Origin of the sequence: Lysinibacillus sp. FSL P2-0066, from assembly GCF_037969495.1 — a bacterium.
Classification (GTDB): Bacteria; Bacillota; Bacilli; order Bacillales_A; family Planococcaceae; genus Lysinibacillus; species Lysinibacillus boronitolerans.
In genome coordinates, this window is the sequence record NZ_CP150202.1 from 2,349,837 (window position 1) to 2,366,743 (window position 16,907).

Here is a 16,907-nt window from a genome sequence, read left to right on the forward strand (position 1 = left end):
AGTCAAATTAAAGAGGAAATTCCTCAATTAGATGTAGATGTATTGTATTTAGCGGTCGTGGAAAGCTTTTTGAGGCAAAGCTTACGATACATAAACACAAGCAGAGCAAACAAAAATCGTTCGTTTAGATGCGTTAAGCGTTGAAAAGCAATTATCTTTTCGAAAACAACAACCAAAGAAATAGTAAAGCGTATTTTGAATTAATCAAAACACGCTTTTTTTATACTCAAATGAATTATTCTTTTATTATCATGTGCCTTCAAGTAGCGTTACCTTTAGATGACTTACAGTTAAAACACCAAGAAGTTGTGTACTGTCGCTACGAAAAGACTTACATAAAACATTTGTCACTGCCGTTTCACTTACGTTACATAAAACATTTGCTGAAAGAAGTTATACTGCAAACGATTTACTGTAAAACAATAGTTTTCGCTCGATCCTCATTGACAGTATAAAGGAAGAAGTTTAATGTAATATCTTTTTCTTTTATATTTTTAAATGTTTCTACTTGTTTGTGTGTTCTTAACACTCCGTCATTAGAACGAGTTTCAGCAAAGATTCTTTTGCCATTCTCATAAATAACATTTTGTGTAATACCTCCAAATTGCTCGTTCTTACTTTCTGATTCAACAATTAAATCATTACCTTTCGTATAGTAGGTAATATCAATTGGATACCCGTTTAATTCTGCATTTAGAGTCTTTGGAACTTCAGAAATATTTCTTAGCTCTACTTTGTCTTGCTTTCCAGCTTCATAAGAAATCTTCGCATCATTTAAAGTAAGAGAAATTTCTTTATTCGTAATATCCTTTATCAGCCCCATTGTTTCAAAAGAAATATAATCTTTAAAATTATTTCCCGATAATTCCTGCTCACCAATTCGTAATTTAAACTGACGATAGTTGAAATGAGCTATATTAGAATTAGAATCTATATATTTTTCATCAAAATAAAGCTTTACCTCACTCGGTGTAATAACAAGCTCGTTAAATTGAAGTTGCTGAGAGCCTATCTCAATTGTTTCGTCTATATCCATAACAAATGTAGATTTTTTAGCAAGATCCTGATTGTATTGGAAATCCAGGCTCCACGTATCTGGTTTATAACTTACTGTATCAGTATAACTTAAAAATACCCCTAATTTTTCTACCACTTCTTTTTGAATTTCTAGTGAATCACTACTTTTAATGACATTTGGTTTTGGACGTTTATGAGTAACGCCAAAACTCGCAATGTTTTCACCTTGAATTTTATAAGATAAATATGCGTTTTCTATGTTATTGGACTCCTCCAGATCGATAAGATAATCCAATGTATATTGCCCGTTTTGATATCCATTTGAAGTGAATTCTATATGTGATATTCCATCTTGATTTATAGTAATCTTTTCAGGGAACGCGTTCGATTGAACCACATCTTTTAACTCTACACTTTTCAACTGTGTCTCCTTTACACCTCCAAGTTGAAGTGTAACATTGCTGTTGTGCGGGATTCCCTCATCTGTATGTAGAATCCCTACTAATTGATCCGTTTCCTGATTATATACTGCGTTAGCCTCCAACTTTATTTCTTTTTCGTCATTTATTTTGAGTGATGCTTGTTCGAAATCTGCTGCATCGATTGGATAATCATGATCAATATCTAAGCTAAAGTTAATAGTAGTACCATTTTGATCTGAAATTACATTATGGATATTTAATACACCAGCTTCGTTTTCTACAGTTTTATTGACTTCCTGTCCAAAGCCATTTTCTAAAGAAGTAATAATGCCTGTTCTATTCATATTTCGCATCCAGTCCAAGATTTCTGTTGTATATTTAGCAAATACAGGTGTGGCTGATAAAACAATTGTGAACATAATGGCGGTTAATATAACTTGTGGTTTATAGCTATGTTTTTTAGTTTTATAATTTTGATTTTGTTGTTTACGGATGATTTTACTCCACATTTCATTCTCATTAGGATAATCTACTTGATCGTACTTCACTTTTTCTTTTATTAAATCGTCCATATTATTCACGATGATCCCTCCATTCAAATAACAAATTTTCATCTATTTGGATAAACTCTTTCGTTAATTTTTTACCTTTAAAAAGCCTCGATTTAACCATTCCCTCAGGGATTTTTAGAATTTCAGCGATTTCTCTATCTTTACAGTCATGCACATATTTCAATATCATTACCTTTCGTATACGAATAGGCAATTTGTTCATTAAGCCGACTAACTCACTTTTATTTTCATTGAGCTGTATTGTACGCTCAATATTTTGGGATTTGTCAACTCGCATCAATGATAGGAATTCAAAATTTTCTTTTAATAGCAGTCTTTTCATTTTCTTTAAGTAATTTCGAGACATATTCATAGAAATACTAAGTAACCAAGATTTTTGATTTTGTATAGATTGGAAATCTTCACTCAAAGCTTTTGCAAATACATCCTGACAAAGGTCCTCTGCATCGTATTTATTTTGAAGCATGTAATAGCAAGCTCTGAAGACGTCCTTATAATATGTTTGAAACAAGACCCTTTCATCGCTAATTTGTTCCATATTCCCACCTCCTTTTCCGTTTTCTACACAAGTAACAATTTAGCATTATAAATAGTTCATTTTTTCAAATGGATCATCTGCCTTCGAATTTGATGGAGAAAGCACCTTATCTATTCAAAAACACTTATTTTAATTATAAATCTTCTTTAACTAACGGCGTGCTTACTTTAACAAGCAAAAGACAAATCACCGACTTGATATTCAGCAATCGGGCGCGATTCTGTAATAAGAATCAGTGCTCGTTATCATTAAAGGGCCAGATTGTGGAGTAATACTACACAAATAAATTAGTATGAATGTTAAAATATAGATATATTTGTAGAAAGTTCACATAAATTTACTGAACAGTTCAGTGTATCAATTTTTTTACAAGTCATTCAAAATAGGAGATTAAAATGGATATTGTCTTAAAGAAAATGTCAGAAAAAGAATTTACAATTTATTTAGAAGATAAGGTAGAGAGATATAGCAAAGTTCAATCAGAATATGTCCATGAGGTAAGTAGCGAAGATCCGCTTTCAAAAGCACGTAAACAGTTATATAATCTACTTCCTCAAGGAATAGAAACCTCTAATCATCATTTATATAATATATATGAAGATGATTCGTTAATTGGATTTGTTTGGTTAAAGGTTGAAAAGGAAAAGAAAAGTGCATTTCTTTATGAGATTTTTATTTTTGAAGAATACAGAGGTAAAGGTTTCGGGACTAGAGTGATGAAAAATGTTGAGGAGTGGTTAGAACGGGAAGAAATTTATTACTTCAAACTTCATGTTTTTGGAAGTAATGAAGGGGCTAGGAAACTATATGAGGAACTCGGATTTGAAATAGCGGGAATAAATATGCTCAAAACTATCAACTGACATTTAGTAATTTGTTATATGGAAGTAACGAGGGCTTTAGTTGAATCACAACCTTCTACAATCGGGCGCAATTCTTATAAAAGGATTTGTGTCTTTTTAGTTAACATCTTTAAAAGCGGTTTTGCATACTTGAAAGATATTGTGCAGTAAGGTGAATGGCTAACTTGGAAAAAAAGAAAGCTATATGTAGGGTTCTTGCCCTGTTTGTTATGAAAGAATTTTTCGAACTGAAATAGAAGGCGAAACAATAAAAACAGTTAATAACACGGTTTATTGTATCGATTTTACAAATGAAATTTATTTTGAAAACCGGTTTTAAAAAAGTAATGGAATACCATTTGGAAATGTAAATTTAATATGTTTGACCTTCTAAATATCCTTGAACATTAATCGTAAATTCTGATAGATCAAAATTGTGCTCTTGTATAACATTTGTAGCTATCTTTTGGATTTTCATCTTAGTACTTTCATCGAGATTTTCAACAGGTAATTTAATAAGTATTTTAGCTTCTTTTTCAGATATAGCATTAGGTTCTATCGCAAATGTTTTGTAGTTATTTTCAATTAATTTAAGCCCAATCTGACCACCTAAATCGTCTACTCTAGATTTAAAATCTTGCGTTTCAGAAAGAACATTGATTACATTGATTTTAATTTGCTCTGGGTTAAATTTGTTTTTCTTTATTACACTAGAAGCTACACTCTGTACCTTATCTTTTAAAGTTTTATCTACTTTTTGTTCAATAGGAAATTTTACTGTGAATTCAACAGGTGTACTGTCTAATTCCCCGTGTTGTAATGTAAATTGTAAGTTTTCTTTCTTTAATTCTTTACTAATATTATCCACCAACTTAGAGCGTTTTAATTCTTCTTTACTGATGCCAAGAGTTTCGGTTTGAACTTTTTTAATCTCATTTGCGAATGAATGAGATTCTTTGACAAAAGAAGCAGACAGAACTACTACAGAAACACAGACTAGAAATACGAATATTTTGATCAAGTGGTTTTTTCTCATTTTATTTAACAGCTCCTTTTTAGCTATAGTCATAATATGAGAAAATTACTGGTATTTATTCAAATTGATTAAGGGGATTTTTGGGTATTAAAATCAAAAACGAATTTAAAAACGTAAAATTTATGATTTGCTTAAAGTTTGGGGCAATGATTTCTGGCTAAAAATACGCTACTCAAATCCGAGTAGCGCTTACGGAACAATATGAGGACATCATGCAATAGCTTATTCTTCAATAATAGGGCGCAATTGTGGAACAACATAGCTGAAAAATGATCAAACTTTTTTATAAAAATCTCATACTTATCTAAAGAGAGTAACTCCATTTTGATCAATTTTTCAAAATGGAGTTTTTGATGTTGCTATTAAATAAGATTAGAGCTATTTGTTAATCCATCTTTATTCCAAAGCTACATCTGACTAGAGTTAGTGGTGCTTGCAGTGATTTGATGTACTAATTTCTGAAAACCAATACTATGTATGTGGGATTTTCTCAATATTGAACATCTCCCCTAAGGCAATTGGATTTTCTTTAGCGGTAATATGTTGAGGATCAATACGGTAAACTTGAACAGGCCCTCCGAAAACGGCTGATCGATATTTGTCCACGTGTTGCTGGGATAAGGGGCGATTATAGTAACCAGGTACATATTTATTTATCATCTCTTGCAACATGTGTGTCGCTTCATCCAAATCGAAAATAGGCTGAGCCTTGCCAAAAACCATGACACTCATATAAGCCGTGTCCGTCTTTGCAGGTACTGGATTTGTAATGGTTCCATATTCATCACAAACCGTAAAGCAAACCTCTGGATTCTCTTCCATCACTTGATTTCGTCTCCCGCCAGTGGCTCCATGGAAATAAAGCACTCCATTTGTCCACACAAAATTAAGGGGGACAACATACGGCAAATGACCATCAGCCATACCCAAATGCCCAATGCGAGCTTGCTGCAAAAATGCCTCAATTTTGTTCTTATCCAACACTTCTCTTACTTTATAACGTACCTTATCCATTGATATCACTCCTACTTGTAGTATGATGTGATTTTATCAACCTTTGGATTGAATAAAAACGTCCATAATTACAGCAATTAAGCAATCCATTTTCCAACTTGAACCAAAGACAAAACCACCGTTCGAACAAATAATGCTCAAACGATGGTTTCTATTGTTTAGGAGATAGGTAATTATAAACTTATTGGCTGACTAACTTTGCTATATTTACCTTCAAAGAACGCAAGTGGTGAACCATCGCTCATCTCAATATTGGGCTACATCTATCCTATAAAAGGAGAAGCCTTGAGGTTTGCGGTTATTACAAACAAAATACAATATAAAGACTATTTCATTTTTACGATAATCTTCCCCTTTGCTCTACCTGACTCCGCATATTCCATCGCCTTTTGAGCATCTTCAAATGAAAAAGTTCTATCAATGACTGGTTTGATTTTACCAGATTCAATTAAATCGGCGATTATGCGTAATTGATCGCCACTTGGTTTCATAAATAAGAAGGAATATTGAGCATGATATTTCTTTTCAAGTGAGGTCAGTTTATGACTTGCTGCTGAAAATAATAATGTTTTGAAAAATCCTGAACCATATTCTTTGGCGAAACGAGCATTCGGCGTGCCTGATACGGAGACAATTTTTCCACCATCCTTGATAATCTCGAAAGATTTTTCTAAGGTCTTTCCTCCAAGCGTATCAAAGACTGCATCATAATTTTTCAGTATAGCTTCAAAGTTTTCTTTCTTATAATTAATCACTTTATCTGCACCCAAAGATGTAACTAAGTTTGCACCAGCTTCGCTAGCCGTTGTTGCCACTGAGGCGCCCATTACTTTTGCTAGTTGTATAGCAAAGGTACCTACACCACCAGAGCCAGCATGAATTAAAATCTTTTGACCTTTTTGTAATTGCATGATGTCATGTAAAGCTTGGTATGACGTTAAGCCAACCAGTGGGATTGATGCAGCTTCCTCAAAGCTCAAATTTTTAGGCTTTAGGGCTATGTCATCTTCATGAATCGAGATATATTCCGCAAAAGTACCAATTTTACTCTTCCTTGGACGTGCATAAATTTCATCTCCTACTTTAAAGCGCGTCACTTTTTCGCCAACCTTTACGACGACCCCTGAAAAATCATTTCCAAGGATCAGTGGCATTTTATAGTGGATTAACAGCTTTACTTTCCCATCACGGATTTTAAAATCAATCGGATTAATACTTGCTGCATGGATTTCAGCAAGTACCTCATATTCATTTATTTCAGGTGTAGGCACTTCTGCCATGTGCATTGGGGCTTTGCCATATTGATCTATCACCATTGCTTTCATCGTTCATTCCTCCAGATAACCTACTAATTGTCAATAAAATTCCGTTAACAACGTCTCAATATCCAACACCAGATTTTTTAACGAACCTAGTTTTGTCCGTATATCTATATAGTAAAAGTTTTTTGTACCTTCTTTGCGCATTAAAATAACACCAGCATCTCTCAAAATTTTAAGATGATGTGACACAGCTGGTCGAGAAAGATGTGTTTGTTCCGTGATTTCACCTACACGCAATCCCGTTTGACAATCTGTGCTCATTAATACCATTAAAATAGCTTGTCTGGTTTCATCACCAATTGCTAATAGTACCTTTTGAGAATTTATAAAGTCGTCCTTAATCAAGTTAAGCTGGTCCTGTTTATTCATTAAAATCCCTCCTCTTACTAATCTGTTGAATAGTTTAAGTTAATGAACCATTGCTGCATATAACGATATAATATTGCCGTATTCGCTGCAATATTGGGAAAGTAAATCGAGACGAATGATTTTTAAAGGCGTACACCTTACTTTCCCCTCTTTCCATAAAAAAACACAGAAGTCACATGGACTTCTGTGTTATTTGCTCTCCTTAATAAGAGCCTTCATATCTCCAACGATTGTTTCAACTGGTACGTTTGTCGCGCCATCATAGTCTTTTACAACTGTGCCGTCTGCGTTTACTAAATAATAGCTCGACATATGTATGACTTGGTCTGAGTTAGGATCGTTTTTAACTAATGAATTAAATGATTTACGTGCAAATTGTTCAATGAATTTTTGTTGATAGCCAGTTAGTAGCTGCCATTTGCTTTCATCTACAACATTATACGTATTTAAGTAATTTGTTAAAACCTCAGGCTTATCCACTTCTGGATCGACGCTAAATGCCACAATTTGATAATCTTCAAGGCCTTCATCCTGTAGTGCTTGTTGAACTTCTGTCATATTAAATGTCATGGGTGGACAGATTGTCGTACAGTTTGTAAAAATAAACATGGCTAGCCAAGGCTTACCTTTAAGATCATCTAGGGTCACTTGTTCATTTTTTTGATTTGTTACTGTGAAATCTTGAACCTCGAGATTTAATGTTGGTTCAAACTTGTAACTACCGCAAGCAGCTAGAATGCTACTAAATGCTAGAACTAAAACTAGCAATATACTTTTCTTTGTCATTAGTGGTGCCCACTTCCCTTCATTTCATCACCTTATTTTATTCATTATAGAAGCTAAACACAAGATAATGGACTTACACCCAGATGGCTATTTGTATAACATGTGAACATTAACTGATTCTGGAATTCCACCTCACTAATTCTTCCAAATGACACATCCTTTTTAAAAATTTTTTCATAGCTTTTTTTATCATTTTCGTTATTTCCCAAAATCTCAGATAATTGTTATATAACAAATTATTTCTACTTAACAAGCTCCCATGGAATTTAATAGCAGAATAATAAAATACAGAAAATTCTCTTTTATGTTTGTATTTTCTCCTACATTCATTTTAATCAACAACAAACTATTTTAACAATATTATTTCACCAGAAAACCGCACGCTCTTTTAAACAGAATTTTTCTAATAAATCCTTATTATTTCTATGTTATTTCCACAAAACAGAAGTGACTAAAAATTATAAAAACTCAAAATTTAGTATTGCATTATAGGATTCTCCCCCATAAAATAAGTGAATATAACGACGAACGAAAAAGAAATATGTCGTTTAAAACAGAAATATATAACTTTAGGGGGAATAATAATGGCGAATGTTTCAAGCAAAAAACAGGCCCAATCAATTGATTATCATGCAATTGAAGCAATGGAATCGTTTAATAGCTTTGTAAAAAAGAAAAATACCTTTCTTTTCTCGATTACCGCAGTGTTTTTAATTCTTTATATCCTGCTTCCGATTCTTGCTTTCCAGCCTGTACTACAACAAAAATTCTTCGGAAATATTACGGGTGTATGGGTCTATTCTGCAGGATTATTTATCATGACCATTGTGCTTTGTACAGTATATGTAAAAAAAGCTGCTTCATTCGATAAAGCTGCAGCTGCAGTGCTAGCAGAGTATCAGGCGAAAGGTGGAAAATAAATGAACATCGTATCCATAGGTTTCTTTTTAGCTATTGTTGGCTTAACACTTGTTGTTACCTATATTGCAGCAAAGCGCACATCCTCTGCGGCTGATTTTTACACAGCTGGTGGTGGATTAAAGGGGTGGCAAAACGGCTTTGCGATTGCTGGTGACTATTTATCTGCGGCAGCCTTTCTTGGGGTGTCTGGTGCAATTGCCCTAACTGGCTTTGATGGTTTCTTCTTCTCTGTAGGCTATGTAGTAGCGAATTTAGTACTGCTTTATGTCATTGCTGAGCCAATGCGAAACTTAGGACGTTATACATTGGCAGATATGTTAACGGCTCGATTCAATGAAAAACGAATTCGTGGCGTGGCAGCGTCTGGTACAATTATTATCGTTATTCTTTATATGATTGCACAGCTAGTCGGTGCTGGTGCATTAATTAAGCTATTATTTGGCATTGAGTATTGGATTGCCGTTTTAATTGTCGGTGTTATGATGACAACTTATGTATTGTTTGGTGGTATGACAGCGACTTCTTGGGTGCAAATCATTAAAGCAAGTCTATTATTATTCGGGACGGGTCTTTTAGCGGTATTAGTGCTAATGAAATTTGACTTCTCTCTTATGAAGATGTTCGACACAATTGCAGTAGATCATGGCGAAAAATTCCTTGTTCCTGGAATAAAGTACACAAGTACAATCGACTCTGTTTCGATGATGATGGCTTTAGTTTTAGGAACATCTGGTTTACCACATATTTTAATGCGTTTCTTTACAGTAAAGGATGCAAAGACAGCACGTGCCTCTATTTCTTGGACAACTTGGATTACAGCTATTTTCTTCTCATTAACAATTTTCTTAGGGTTCGGTGCATTAAACTTTGTAGGTTTAGATCAAATTCTTGCTGAAAGTAAGGCTGGTAATACAGCTGCTCCACTTCTTGCGCATTACTTAGGTGGAGATGTATTGATGGCATTTATCGGGGCAGTAGCATTTGCGACAATTTTAGCCGTTGTTTCTGGTTTAGTACTGACAGGGGCGTCTGCCATTTCTCATGATATTTATGGAGAAATCATTAAAGGCGGTAAATTAACAGAGAAGCAACAGGTAGTAGCAGCACGTACAGGCTCTATTTCGATTGCAATTGTCTCTATTATTCTTGCTCTGTTTGCACAAAGTTTAAATGTTTCATTCCTAGTATCATTCGCCTTTTGTATCGGTGCATCAGCAAACTTACCTGTGATCCTTTATACAATCTATTGGAAGAAATTTAATTCTACAGGTGCTGTAACTGCGATGGTAACGGGGCTAGTTTCATGTTTAATTTTAGGAGCAATGGGACCAAATGTGTGGAGCCCTGTTGAAGGTGCGGCTATCTTTGTTGGACAACCACTTGTGCCACTTGCTGTTCCTGCAATTATTACGATTCCATTAGGCTTTATTGCTGGATACTTAGGTACTGTCCTTTCATCTAACAAAGTGCCACAGGAAGAGGCAGAACGTATTTATAAAGAAATTCGTGTGAAAGCAAATACAGGTGTGTCTGTCTCTGATATTTCACATTAATATTTATACACCTCCTGCATAATGAATTCTAATTCAAAAAATGCAAAAAAATAGGCAAAAAATTCGATTTTTGGTCGAGTTTTTCGCCTTTTTTGTTATTCAATATCTACCAATTTATTTATCGAACAATATTATTTCACTTCCAAAAAACAGAAAAAATCCAATTTTCACTAGGTAAATAGTGTTTATTTTCGATTGAAAAAACAAGATTTTTTTGTAAATTTACCCTTCATTTTTTGTCAAGAATCTAGATTTCTCTTCACTTCATTTATTTATCTGAATTTTCTAAAACCCTTTCTATTCTTGAGTTTGCGCCATTTTTTCTCTTCTAGGAGTATTTTCCGAAAAATTTTTTTTACATAATTTTTCTGAAATGTATTGCAATTTTGTGAACTGTTTCATAAAATGAAAATGTGAATTCACTAAACTAGCAAAATCAAGTCTTGAGGTAGAAAAAATATACACAAAATGGGGAATGTTAATGGCGAACAATCAAGCAAAAAAAGGTATCGTGATTGACTATGATGCAATTGCAAACCAAGAATCATTTAAGTCTCTTGTACGAAGAAAGAACTCTTTTCTTTGGTCTATGACTGCCATATTTTTATCGGCATACATGTTGTTACCAATTCTGACATCGTACACGACAATTCTACACCAAAAGGCATTTGGGGAAATTACTTGGGTGTGGATCTATGCAGCAGGTCTTTTCATCATGACATGGGGGTTATGTCATTTATATGTAGCAAAGGCAAACAGCTTCGATAGAGAAGCAAAAGCGATAATCGCTGAATACGAGAACGGAGGTGGCCGCCGATGAGTAACGGAATGAGTTTTACAGCCATATTCTTCTTCGTAGCCATTGTTGGTTTAACATTAGTTATTACATGGTGGGCATCTAAACGTACATCTTCAGCAAGTGATTTCTACACTGCTGGTGGTGGCTTAACAGGCTGGCAAAATGGACTAGCTATCGCAGGTGACTACTTATCAGCTGCATCCTTCCTAGGTATCGCTGGTGCTGTAGCATTATTTGGATTTGACGGATTCTTCTTCTCTATTGGTTATTTAGTAGCTTACTTAGTGGTATTATATATCGTTGCTGAGCCATTACGTAACCTTGGGAAATTTACTCTAGCTGACATGATTACAGCGCGTTTTGATAACGCCAAAGTTCGTGGAACAGCTGCTTTAAGCACTATTACAATTGTTTTATTCTACATGATTGCACAACTAGTTGGTGCAGGAGCACTTATTCAATTACTTTTAGGAATCGACTATTGGATCGCTGTATTAATCGTAGGTTTCATGATGACAACTTACGTACTATTCGGTGGTATGACAGCAACATCTTGGGTACAAATTATTAAAGCTTGTCTTTTAATGTTAGGAACAGTTATTATTTCGTTCTTAGTATTAAAAGAGTTCGGCTTCAGTATCTCTACTATGTTTAAAGAAATGACAACGGTTACTGACAGTGGCGCTGCTTATTTAAACCCAGGTCTTAAATATACAAATGGACTTGATACAATCTCGATGTTAATTGCGTTAGTATTAGGTACTGCGGGTCTTCCACATATCTTAATGCGTTTCTTCACAGTAAAAGACGCGAAAACAGCTCGTTCATCTGTTATTTGGGCTACTTGGATCGTAGGTATCTTCTACATTCTAACAATTTTCTTAGGCTTCGGTGCAGCAGCATTCGTTGGGAAAGAAGATATTATCGCAGCAAACGCTGCTGGTAACATGGCTGCCCCACTTCTTGCAGAAGCACTTGGTGGCGACATTCTATTCTCATTCGTTTGTGCAGTAGCATTCGCAACAATTTTAGCGGTAGTAGCAGGTCTTGTACTTTCTGGTGCATCTGCCCTATCTCATGATATTTATGGACAAATTATCAAAAAGGGTAAAATTACAGAAAAAGAGCAAGTTCTTGCAGCTCGTATCGGTTCGATTACAATCGCTGTTATTTCTATCCTATTAGCACTTGGTGCACAAACATTAAACGTTGCATTCTTAGTATCTTTAGCATTCTGTATTGCAGGATCGGCTAACCTTCCAGTTATTATTTACACAATTTATTGGAAACGCTTTAATACAGCAGGTGCTGTTACTGCGATGTTAACAGGTTTAATCTCTGCGTTAGTATTAGTTGCTATGTCTCCAAACGTTTGGAATCCAGTTGAAGGTAAGGCAATTTTCGTTGGTGATCCTTTAATTATGTTAACGAACCCAGCCTTAATCTCTGTACCACTTGGTTTCCTTGGTGGTTTCATCGGCACATTACTTTCTAAAGAAACAGATGATGCGAAGTATCGTGAAGTTGACGTTAAAGCAAACACAGGTATTTCTGTACAGGACGTATCTCACTAATACACTCGACAGCCTCGTAAGTATCTTGCTTACGAGGTTTTACTTTTTCTTCCCTATTCGCTACTATAGAATTAAAAATGAATTGGAGGCGATGCTCATGTCACAATCTAAAGCTAAAAAGAAGCGGATGCACATTAAACGCACAGTTGGTAAAGATGTTGAAAAAAATCGACAATCTATCTCTTTTAGTACACATGAACGTCTAACGAAAACAAAAAACGAAAAATTAGAGCATGATTATACGAAATATAAAAAGCAGTATAAGGACGAATAACTCGTACCCTATACTGCTTTTTCTTATTAAAGCCGATAAAATGTTTTCGTGTTTTGCGTAATAATTTTGGCCACTTCCTGTGTTGATAGCCCTTTGATGGAGGCAATCACCTCAATCGTTGAGTGCATCATCCAGGGAGATGTACGCTTCTTCGTAAACGGTCCCTCAAACGGCCAAGGACCATCCGTTTCTACCATCATCAAATCAATCGGATAATCATAAATTAGCTGTTGAATTTCCTCTTCGTACAAGCAATCTGGCGTAATGGAAATAAAATAACCACACTCTATCATGCGCTTCACAATAGCTTCATCCCCTTTAAACCAATGAAAATGGGCTTCGTGAAGCTGATGCTTTTCCAGCAAATCACACACAATATGGGCGTCCTCATATACTGCGTGTAACACAATTGGCTTGTCCAGCTCCTTCGCCAATACAACAAAACGCTCTAATAGCGCCACATAGGGACGTTCATCAATCGCTTGCTCTTGTCTTAAATAATAAGGTAGACCCACCTCACCAATAGCAACCATGTCATCCTGATGCGAACGAATCCAATCGAATAAAGCTGCCTCATCATTTGGACTTAGTAAAGGCTGTTCAGGATGAAAGCCAAAAGCAGCCTTTACTTGCTGATAGCTGTTCGCTAAACGCAACGTTCTTTCACAAGAGGCAAGTTGCATACTAACCGCGATGACAGCTTTCACTTCTTCTAATAAGGAGGGAATTTCCTCATCGGTGTACTGATCCAAATGAATATGCGCATCAATCAACATACATATCACCCTTTTCCTCCTGTAAATACATAAATAATTGTTGCTTTAACGCTGTGAATGCTGCAGAATGTCGAATCTCCTCTTTCCGGGGTCTCTCAAATGGCACGATGATTTCCTTTTTAACGGTTGCTGGACGCTTGGTTAAAACAAGTATGCGATCGGCTAAAAAGAGAGCTTCCTCAATGCTATGTGTAACAAATAGAATGGATTTACGGTACTCTTCCCAGATGGATAAAAGCCATGCCTGCATTTCCAGTCGAGTAAACTCATCCAACGCAGAAAATGGTTCGTCTAAGCATAAAATCGGTTTATCACTGATCATTGCACGAATAAAGGACACACGCTGCTGCATACCTCCAGACAGTTCGTTCGGGTAGGCATGGATAAAGGAGGCAAGACCAACTTTTTCCAACCATTCCTTAGCACGTTCAACATTCGGTTTATTGTGTAATTCTTCTACAAGCGTGACGTTTTCTACTATTGTACGCCAGGGTAATAGACATGGCTGCTGTGGCATATAGCCAATCGTTCCTTTTTTTCGCTGGATATCCTCTCCATTTAATAAAATGGCTCCTTGATCAATTGGCGAAACACCACCAATTAATTGAAAAAGTGTGCTCTTCCCACTGCCCGAAGGACCAACTATGGCCACAAACTCGCCATCCTTGACGTCAAACGATAGATGATTGAGAACTTGCAGTGTATCGAAGGATTTAGCGATGTTTTGAATGCTGAGCATGATAGCCTCTCCCCTTCACCATGAATTTTTCAATCAAACGAATACCACTAAACAATAGTAAGCTCAAGAGAACAATCGCAAAAATTGCCACAAATACGCGATCCGTACGGAAGGAGGACTGGGCTAGGGTCATGTAAACGCCAATACCCTTTTTTGCACCAAGCCACTCCGCAATGACAGCCCCCATCACACTATATGTAGCCGCAATTTTAATGCCTGAAAAAATAGCAGGATAGGCATGAGGCCATTCTAGCTTCCAAAAGGTTTGTGCCTTTGTAGCACCAACCATAGCAAAATAATGCTTTAACTCAGGTGCTGTTTGCCTGAATCCATCCATTGCCGCAATGACAATCGGGAAAAAGCACACAAGACAAATAATGATAAGCTTCGGTAATAAGCCGAAGCCAAACCAAATAATAAGCAGTGGTGCCAAGACAAGAATAGGAACATTTTGCGACATAATAAGAATTGGATAAAACAGCTCCCGAATGAATGTAAACCGATGCAACACTACTGCCACCGTTAGCCCACAAGCAATGCCAATGGCCAAACCTAGTAGGGCTAATTGCACCGTAGCGAATGCATGTGGTAGAAAGGTATGATATGACTGGAGTGCCTCCGACAAAATACTACTTGGCGCGGGTAATAACCAATGTGGAACTTCAGCCATACGCACGATTAGTTCCCATATGAATAAGAGGAAGGCGATAAAAATTATCGTCCTTCCCTTCTGTAATGCACGTTTCATTACTGATATTTCTCCGTTAATGTATCCATCGTAATACCCGTTGGCTGATATAAAATTTTGACTTGTGTAATGACATTAATGGCACCAAGCTCAATCATCTTGTCATTCATTTTTTCAATGATTTGGAGCAATGTTGACAGCTCACCCTCCATCGTTGTTTCCAATGGATGTACCTCATATTTCACTCCAGAAGCATCGATCACCGCAATTGCTGCATCGACATATGGTATAACATCTTCATATTTCTCTGTCTTCGGAATGATTTGTACACTGATTAATGAATTTGCCATCTTATTTGGCCTCCTTTTTAGGTAAGAAATCATTAGTAAAGGCTTTTTTCGCATCAAATTCGCCCTCTAGTACTTGATTGCTTAACATCCATTTCGCGTAATTTTCCCACACAGAAAGCTTTTGCTCTCCCCATTGCTTGGCATCGTCCTGGTATTTATTGGCCAGCCACTCCTGACTTTTATGCACTAACGCTTTATCTAAATCAGGAGCTGCTTCGATTAAAATATCAGCCGCTTCACTTGGGTTTTCAATTGCGTATTCATAGCCCTTCGATGCAGCTGCCAGAAAGGCTTTCACAACATCAGGGTTGTCCTGTATCATTTTTTCATTTGTAGCTAAAACTGGCGTATAATAATCTAATTGATCACTATAATCTGTAAGATATAGCATATTGATCTTTTCCCCACGCAGCTCAGCTTCAATACCAGTCCATGCATAATAAATCCAAGCAAAATCAATATCTTTTTCCATCATTGTGAAGAAATCTAAATCGCCTGCATTGACGATATCTAGCTTGTTAATATCTGCATTTTCCGTCTGCATTAGTGATTGTAAAACGGCTTGCTCTAATGGCGCACCCCAACCACCATAGGTTTTTCCTTCAAAATCCTTTGGCGATTTAATGCCCTTTGAAGCAATAGAGGCAAAGCCAGATGTATTATGCTGTATAATAGCTGCGATTGAGACCAGCGGCACATCCTGTACTCGTGCCTGTGTTATGCCTTCCTGATAGCTCACGCCAAAATCCGCCTTTCCAGAAGCAACAAGCTGATCTGCACCCGCCTCACCAGGCATGATAATATCAACATCTAAGCCCTGTTCCTCAAAATAACCGAGTTTTTTGGCAACATATAGTCCTGTATGATTTGTATTCGGCGTCCAATCCAGTACCACAGACACCTTTTTCAGCTTGTCAGCAGCCTGCTTGTCACCCTTGTCACTGCAGCCTACTAATGTCAATAGTGCTGCGAATAGAATAAATAACCATTTTTTCATGCGAAAGCCTCCCAGTTTGTAATATGAAAGTGTTCATGAATGAATGTTGTCACCAGAAGAAAGCGTATACAATGTTGGCAAGCTGTTGCTTGAAAACATAAAAAAACGCCTAGGATTCCTCCCAGACGTATTGCAATCAATCTTCAAAACTTTGCTTTTTTGAATAGATGTTCCCTACGCTGGTACGAGCCAAATCAGGTTCAAAGGGTCAGCGTCTATCGGACACAATCTCAGCTAGCAATTACTAGCCCCCCTACATTCTTTCGCTATGAACTTTTCGATGATTATTATACCCATAGTTTCACATAAATGACAAGG

The 16,907-nt window shown here is 36.3% G+C and carries 18 protein-coding genes and 1 riboswitch; of the genes, 6 read left to right on the plus strand and 12 right to left on the minus strand.

What is annotated here, in order from left to right:
* Window positions 1-409 precede the first annotated feature (409 nt).
* Window positions 410-2,011 (minus strand): DUF4179 domain-containing protein, encoded by a 1,602-nt coding sequence (locus MKZ14_RS11640; protein WP_244905032.1) that lies wholly within the window; start codon window positions 2,009-2,011, stop codon window positions 410-412.
* 1 nt (window position 2,012) lies between these two features.
* Entirely contained in the window at window positions 2,013-2,549 is a 537-nt protein-coding gene (locus MKZ14_RS11645; RefSeq protein ID WP_016995422.1) for an RNA polymerase sigma factor, read from the minus strand.
* Window positions 2,550-2,944: 395 nt separating this feature from the next.
* Between MKZ14_RS11645 and MKZ14_RS11650 the strand changes: the two genes are divergently transcribed.
* Window positions 2,945-3,412 (plus strand): GNAT family N-acetyltransferase, encoded by a 468-nt coding sequence (locus tag MKZ14_RS11650; protein WP_016995423.1) that lies wholly within the window; start codon window positions 2,945-2,947, stop codon window positions 3,410-3,412.
* 352 nt (window positions 3,413-3,764) lie between these two features.
* On the opposite strand, the gene MKZ14_RS11655 is transcribed toward MKZ14_RS11650, so the two are convergent.
* The 5 genes from MKZ14_RS11655 to MKZ14_RS11675 form a co-directional block, all read right to left on the minus strand.
* Window positions 3,765-4,427 carry a hypothetical protein gene (locus MKZ14_RS11655; RefSeq protein WP_333004337.1) on the minus strand — a complete coding sequence of 221 codons (663 nt, stop codon included), beginning with the start codon at window positions 4,425-4,427 and terminating at the stop codon, window positions 3,765-3,767.
* 471 nt (window positions 4,428-4,898) lie between these two features.
* On the minus strand, window positions 4,899-5,441 hold the full coding sequence (locus tag MKZ14_RS11660; RefSeq protein WP_066036685.1) for a pyridoxamine 5'-phosphate oxidase family protein: 543 nt from the start codon (window positions 5,439-5,441) through the stop codon (window positions 4,899-4,901).
* Between the two features lie 326 nt (window positions 5,442-5,767).
* Window positions 5,768-6,766 carry an NADP-dependent oxidoreductase gene (locus MKZ14_RS11665; RefSeq protein ID WP_339279879.1) on the minus strand — a complete coding sequence of 333 codons (999 nt, stop codon included), beginning with the start codon at window positions 6,764-6,766 and terminating at the stop codon, window positions 5,768-5,770.
* Window positions 6,767-6,796: 30 nt separating this feature from the next.
* On the minus strand, window positions 6,797-7,132 hold the full coding sequence (locus MKZ14_RS11670) for a metalloregulator ArsR/SmtB family transcription factor (RefSeq protein WP_054550229.1): 336 nt from the start codon (window positions 7,130-7,132) through the stop codon (window positions 6,797-6,799).
* 189 nt (window positions 7,133-7,321) lie between these two features.
* Window positions 7,322-7,918 carry an SCO family protein gene (locus tag MKZ14_RS11675; protein WP_115673656.1) on the minus strand — a complete coding sequence of 199 codons (597 nt, stop codon included), beginning with the start codon at window positions 7,916-7,918 and terminating at the stop codon, window positions 7,322-7,324.
* Window positions 7,919-8,502: 584 nt separating this feature from the next.
* On the opposite strand from MKZ14_RS11675, the gene MKZ14_RS11680 reads away from it, so the two are divergent.
* From MKZ14_RS11680 to MKZ14_RS11700, 5 genes are all read left to right on the plus strand, one after another.
* Window positions 8,503-8,838: a DUF485 domain-containing protein gene (locus MKZ14_RS11680; protein ID WP_004227946.1), complete on the plus strand. Its 336-nt coding sequence runs from the start codon at window positions 8,503-8,505 to the stop codon at window positions 8,836-8,838.
* Window positions 8,839-10,392: a cation acetate symporter gene (locus MKZ14_RS11685; RefSeq protein ID WP_016993894.1), complete on the plus strand. Its 1,554-nt coding sequence runs from the start codon at window positions 8,839-8,841 to the stop codon at window positions 10,390-10,392.
* Window positions 10,393-10,873: 481 nt separating this feature from the next.
* Window positions 10,874-11,212, plus strand: coding sequence for a DUF485 domain-containing protein (locus tag MKZ14_RS11690; RefSeq protein ID WP_036079262.1), 339 nt, complete (start codon window positions 10,874-10,876; stop codon window positions 11,210-11,212).
* A gap of 8 nt (window positions 11,213-11,220) precedes the next feature.
* A complete protein-coding gene (locus MKZ14_RS11695) occupies window positions 11,221-12,765 on the plus strand; it encodes a sodium/solute symporter (protein ID WP_333004388.1) in 1,545 nt (514 codons plus the stop codon).
* Window positions 12,766-12,862: 97 nt separating this feature from the next.
* Window positions 12,863-13,039 (plus strand): hypothetical protein, encoded by a 177-nt coding sequence (locus MKZ14_RS11700; protein ID WP_004227938.1) that lies wholly within the window; start codon window positions 12,863-12,865, stop codon window positions 13,037-13,039.
* Window positions 13,040-13,065: 26 nt separating this feature from the next.
* Here the strand turns inward: MKZ14_RS11700 and MKZ14_RS11705 are convergent, their stop codons facing one another.
* Genes MKZ14_RS11705 through MKZ14_RS11725 form a run of 5 tightly spaced genes read right to left on the minus strand, consistent with a single transcriptional unit; the run spans window position 13,066 to window position 16,589 of the window.
* Window positions 13,066-13,815, minus strand: a complete 750-nt coding sequence (locus MKZ14_RS11705; RefSeq protein WP_333004387.1) for a TatD family hydrolase — start codon at window positions 13,813-13,815, stop codon at window positions 13,066-13,068.
* Entirely contained in the window at window positions 13,805-14,554 is a 750-nt protein-coding gene (locus MKZ14_RS11710; protein WP_339279881.1) for an ABC transporter ATP-binding protein, read from the minus strand. Before MKZ14_RS11710 ends, MKZ14_RS11705 begins: the two co-directional genes overlap by 11 nt.
* The gene (locus tag MKZ14_RS11715) at window positions 14,529-15,302 is read right to left on the minus strand and encodes an ABC transporter permease (RefSeq protein WP_339279882.1); all 774 of its coding nucleotides are present in this window, start codon (window positions 15,300-15,302) and stop codon (window positions 14,529-14,531) included. The genes MKZ14_RS11710 and MKZ14_RS11715 overlap by 26 nt, the downstream gene beginning before the upstream one ends.
* The gene (locus MKZ14_RS11720; RefSeq protein ID WP_036079281.1) at window positions 15,302-15,592 is read right to left on the minus strand and encodes a thiamine-binding protein; all 291 of its coding nucleotides are present in this window, start codon (window positions 15,590-15,592) and stop codon (window positions 15,302-15,304) included. Before MKZ14_RS11720 ends, MKZ14_RS11715 begins: the two co-directional genes overlap by 1 nt.
* 1 nt (window position 15,593) lies before the next feature.
* Entirely contained in the window at window positions 15,594-16,589 is a 996-nt protein-coding gene (locus tag MKZ14_RS11725; RefSeq protein ID WP_339279883.1) for an ABC transporter substrate-binding protein, read from the minus strand.
* Window positions 16,590-16,743: 154 nt separating this feature from the next.
* Window positions 16,744-16,854: riboswitch (TPP riboswitch) on the minus strand.
* Window positions 16,855-16,907: the final 53 nt, after the last annotated feature.

Excerpts from the sequence above, each read along its gene's own strand:
- MKZ14_RS11670 (WP_054550229.1), bottom strand. The coding sequence starts at position 7,132 with ATGAATAAACAGGACCAGCTTAACTTGATTAAGGACGACTTTATAAAT.
- MKZ14_RS11650 (WP_016995423.1), top strand. The coding sequence starts at position 2,945 with ATGGATATTGTCTTAAAGAAAATGTCAGAAAAAGAATTTACAATTTAT.
- MKZ14_RS11675 (WP_115673656.1), bottom strand. The coding sequence starts at position 7,918 with ATGACAAAGAAAAGTATATTGCTAGTTTTAGTTCTAGCATTTAGTAGC.
- MKZ14_RS11710 (WP_339279881.1), bottom strand. The coding sequence starts at position 14,554 with ATGCTCAGCATTCAAAACATCGCTAAATCCTTCGATACACTGCAAGTT.
- MKZ14_RS11680 (WP_004227946.1), top strand. The coding sequence starts at position 8,503 with ATGGCGAATGTTTCAAGCAAAAAACAGGCCCAATCAATTGATTATCAT.
- MKZ14_RS11660 (WP_066036685.1), bottom strand. The coding sequence starts at position 5,441 with ATGGATAAGGTACGTTATAAAGTAAGAGAAGTGTTGGATAAGAACAAA.
- MKZ14_RS11720 (WP_036079281.1), bottom strand. The coding sequence starts at position 15,592 with ATGGCAAATTCATTAATCAGTGTACAAATCATTCCGAAGACAGAGAAA.
- MKZ14_RS11695 (WP_333004388.1), top strand. The coding sequence starts at position 11,221 with ATGAGTTTTACAGCCATATTCTTCTTCGTAGCCATTGTTGGTTTAACA.
- MKZ14_RS11715 (WP_339279882.1), bottom strand. The coding sequence starts at position 15,302 with ATGAAACGTGCATTACAGAAGGGAAGGACGATAATTTTTATCGCCTTC.
- MKZ14_RS11685 (WP_016993894.1), top strand. The coding sequence starts at position 8,839 with ATGAACATCGTATCCATAGGTTTCTTTTTAGCTATTGTTGGCTTAACA.
- MKZ14_RS11645 (WP_016995422.1), bottom strand. The coding sequence starts at position 2,549 with ATGGAACAAATTAGCGATGAAAGGGTCTTGTTTCAAACATATTATAAG.
- MKZ14_RS11655 (WP_333004337.1), bottom strand. The coding sequence starts at position 4,427 with ATGAGAAAAAACCACTTGATCAAAATATTCGTATTTCTAGTCTGTGTT.
- MKZ14_RS11640 (WP_244905032.1), bottom strand. The coding sequence starts at position 2,011 with ATGGACGATTTAATAAAAGAAAAAGTGAAGTACGATCAAGTAGATTAT.
- MKZ14_RS11665 (WP_339279879.1), bottom strand. The coding sequence starts at position 6,766 with ATGAAAGCAATGGTGATAGATCAATATGGCAAAGCCCCAATGCACATG.
- MKZ14_RS11700 (WP_004227938.1), top strand. The coding sequence starts at position 12,863 with ATGTCACAATCTAAAGCTAAAAAGAAGCGGATGCACATTAAACGCACA.
- MKZ14_RS11705 (WP_333004387.1), bottom strand. The coding sequence starts at position 13,815 with ATGTTGATTGATGCGCATATTCATTTGGATCAGTACACCGATGAGGAA.
- MKZ14_RS11690 (WP_036079262.1), top strand. The coding sequence starts at position 10,874 with ATGGCGAACAATCAAGCAAAAAAAGGTATCGTGATTGACTATGATGCA.
- MKZ14_RS11725 (WP_339279883.1), bottom strand. The coding sequence starts at position 16,589 with ATGAAAAAATGGTTATTTATTCTATTCGCAGCACTATTGACATTAGTA.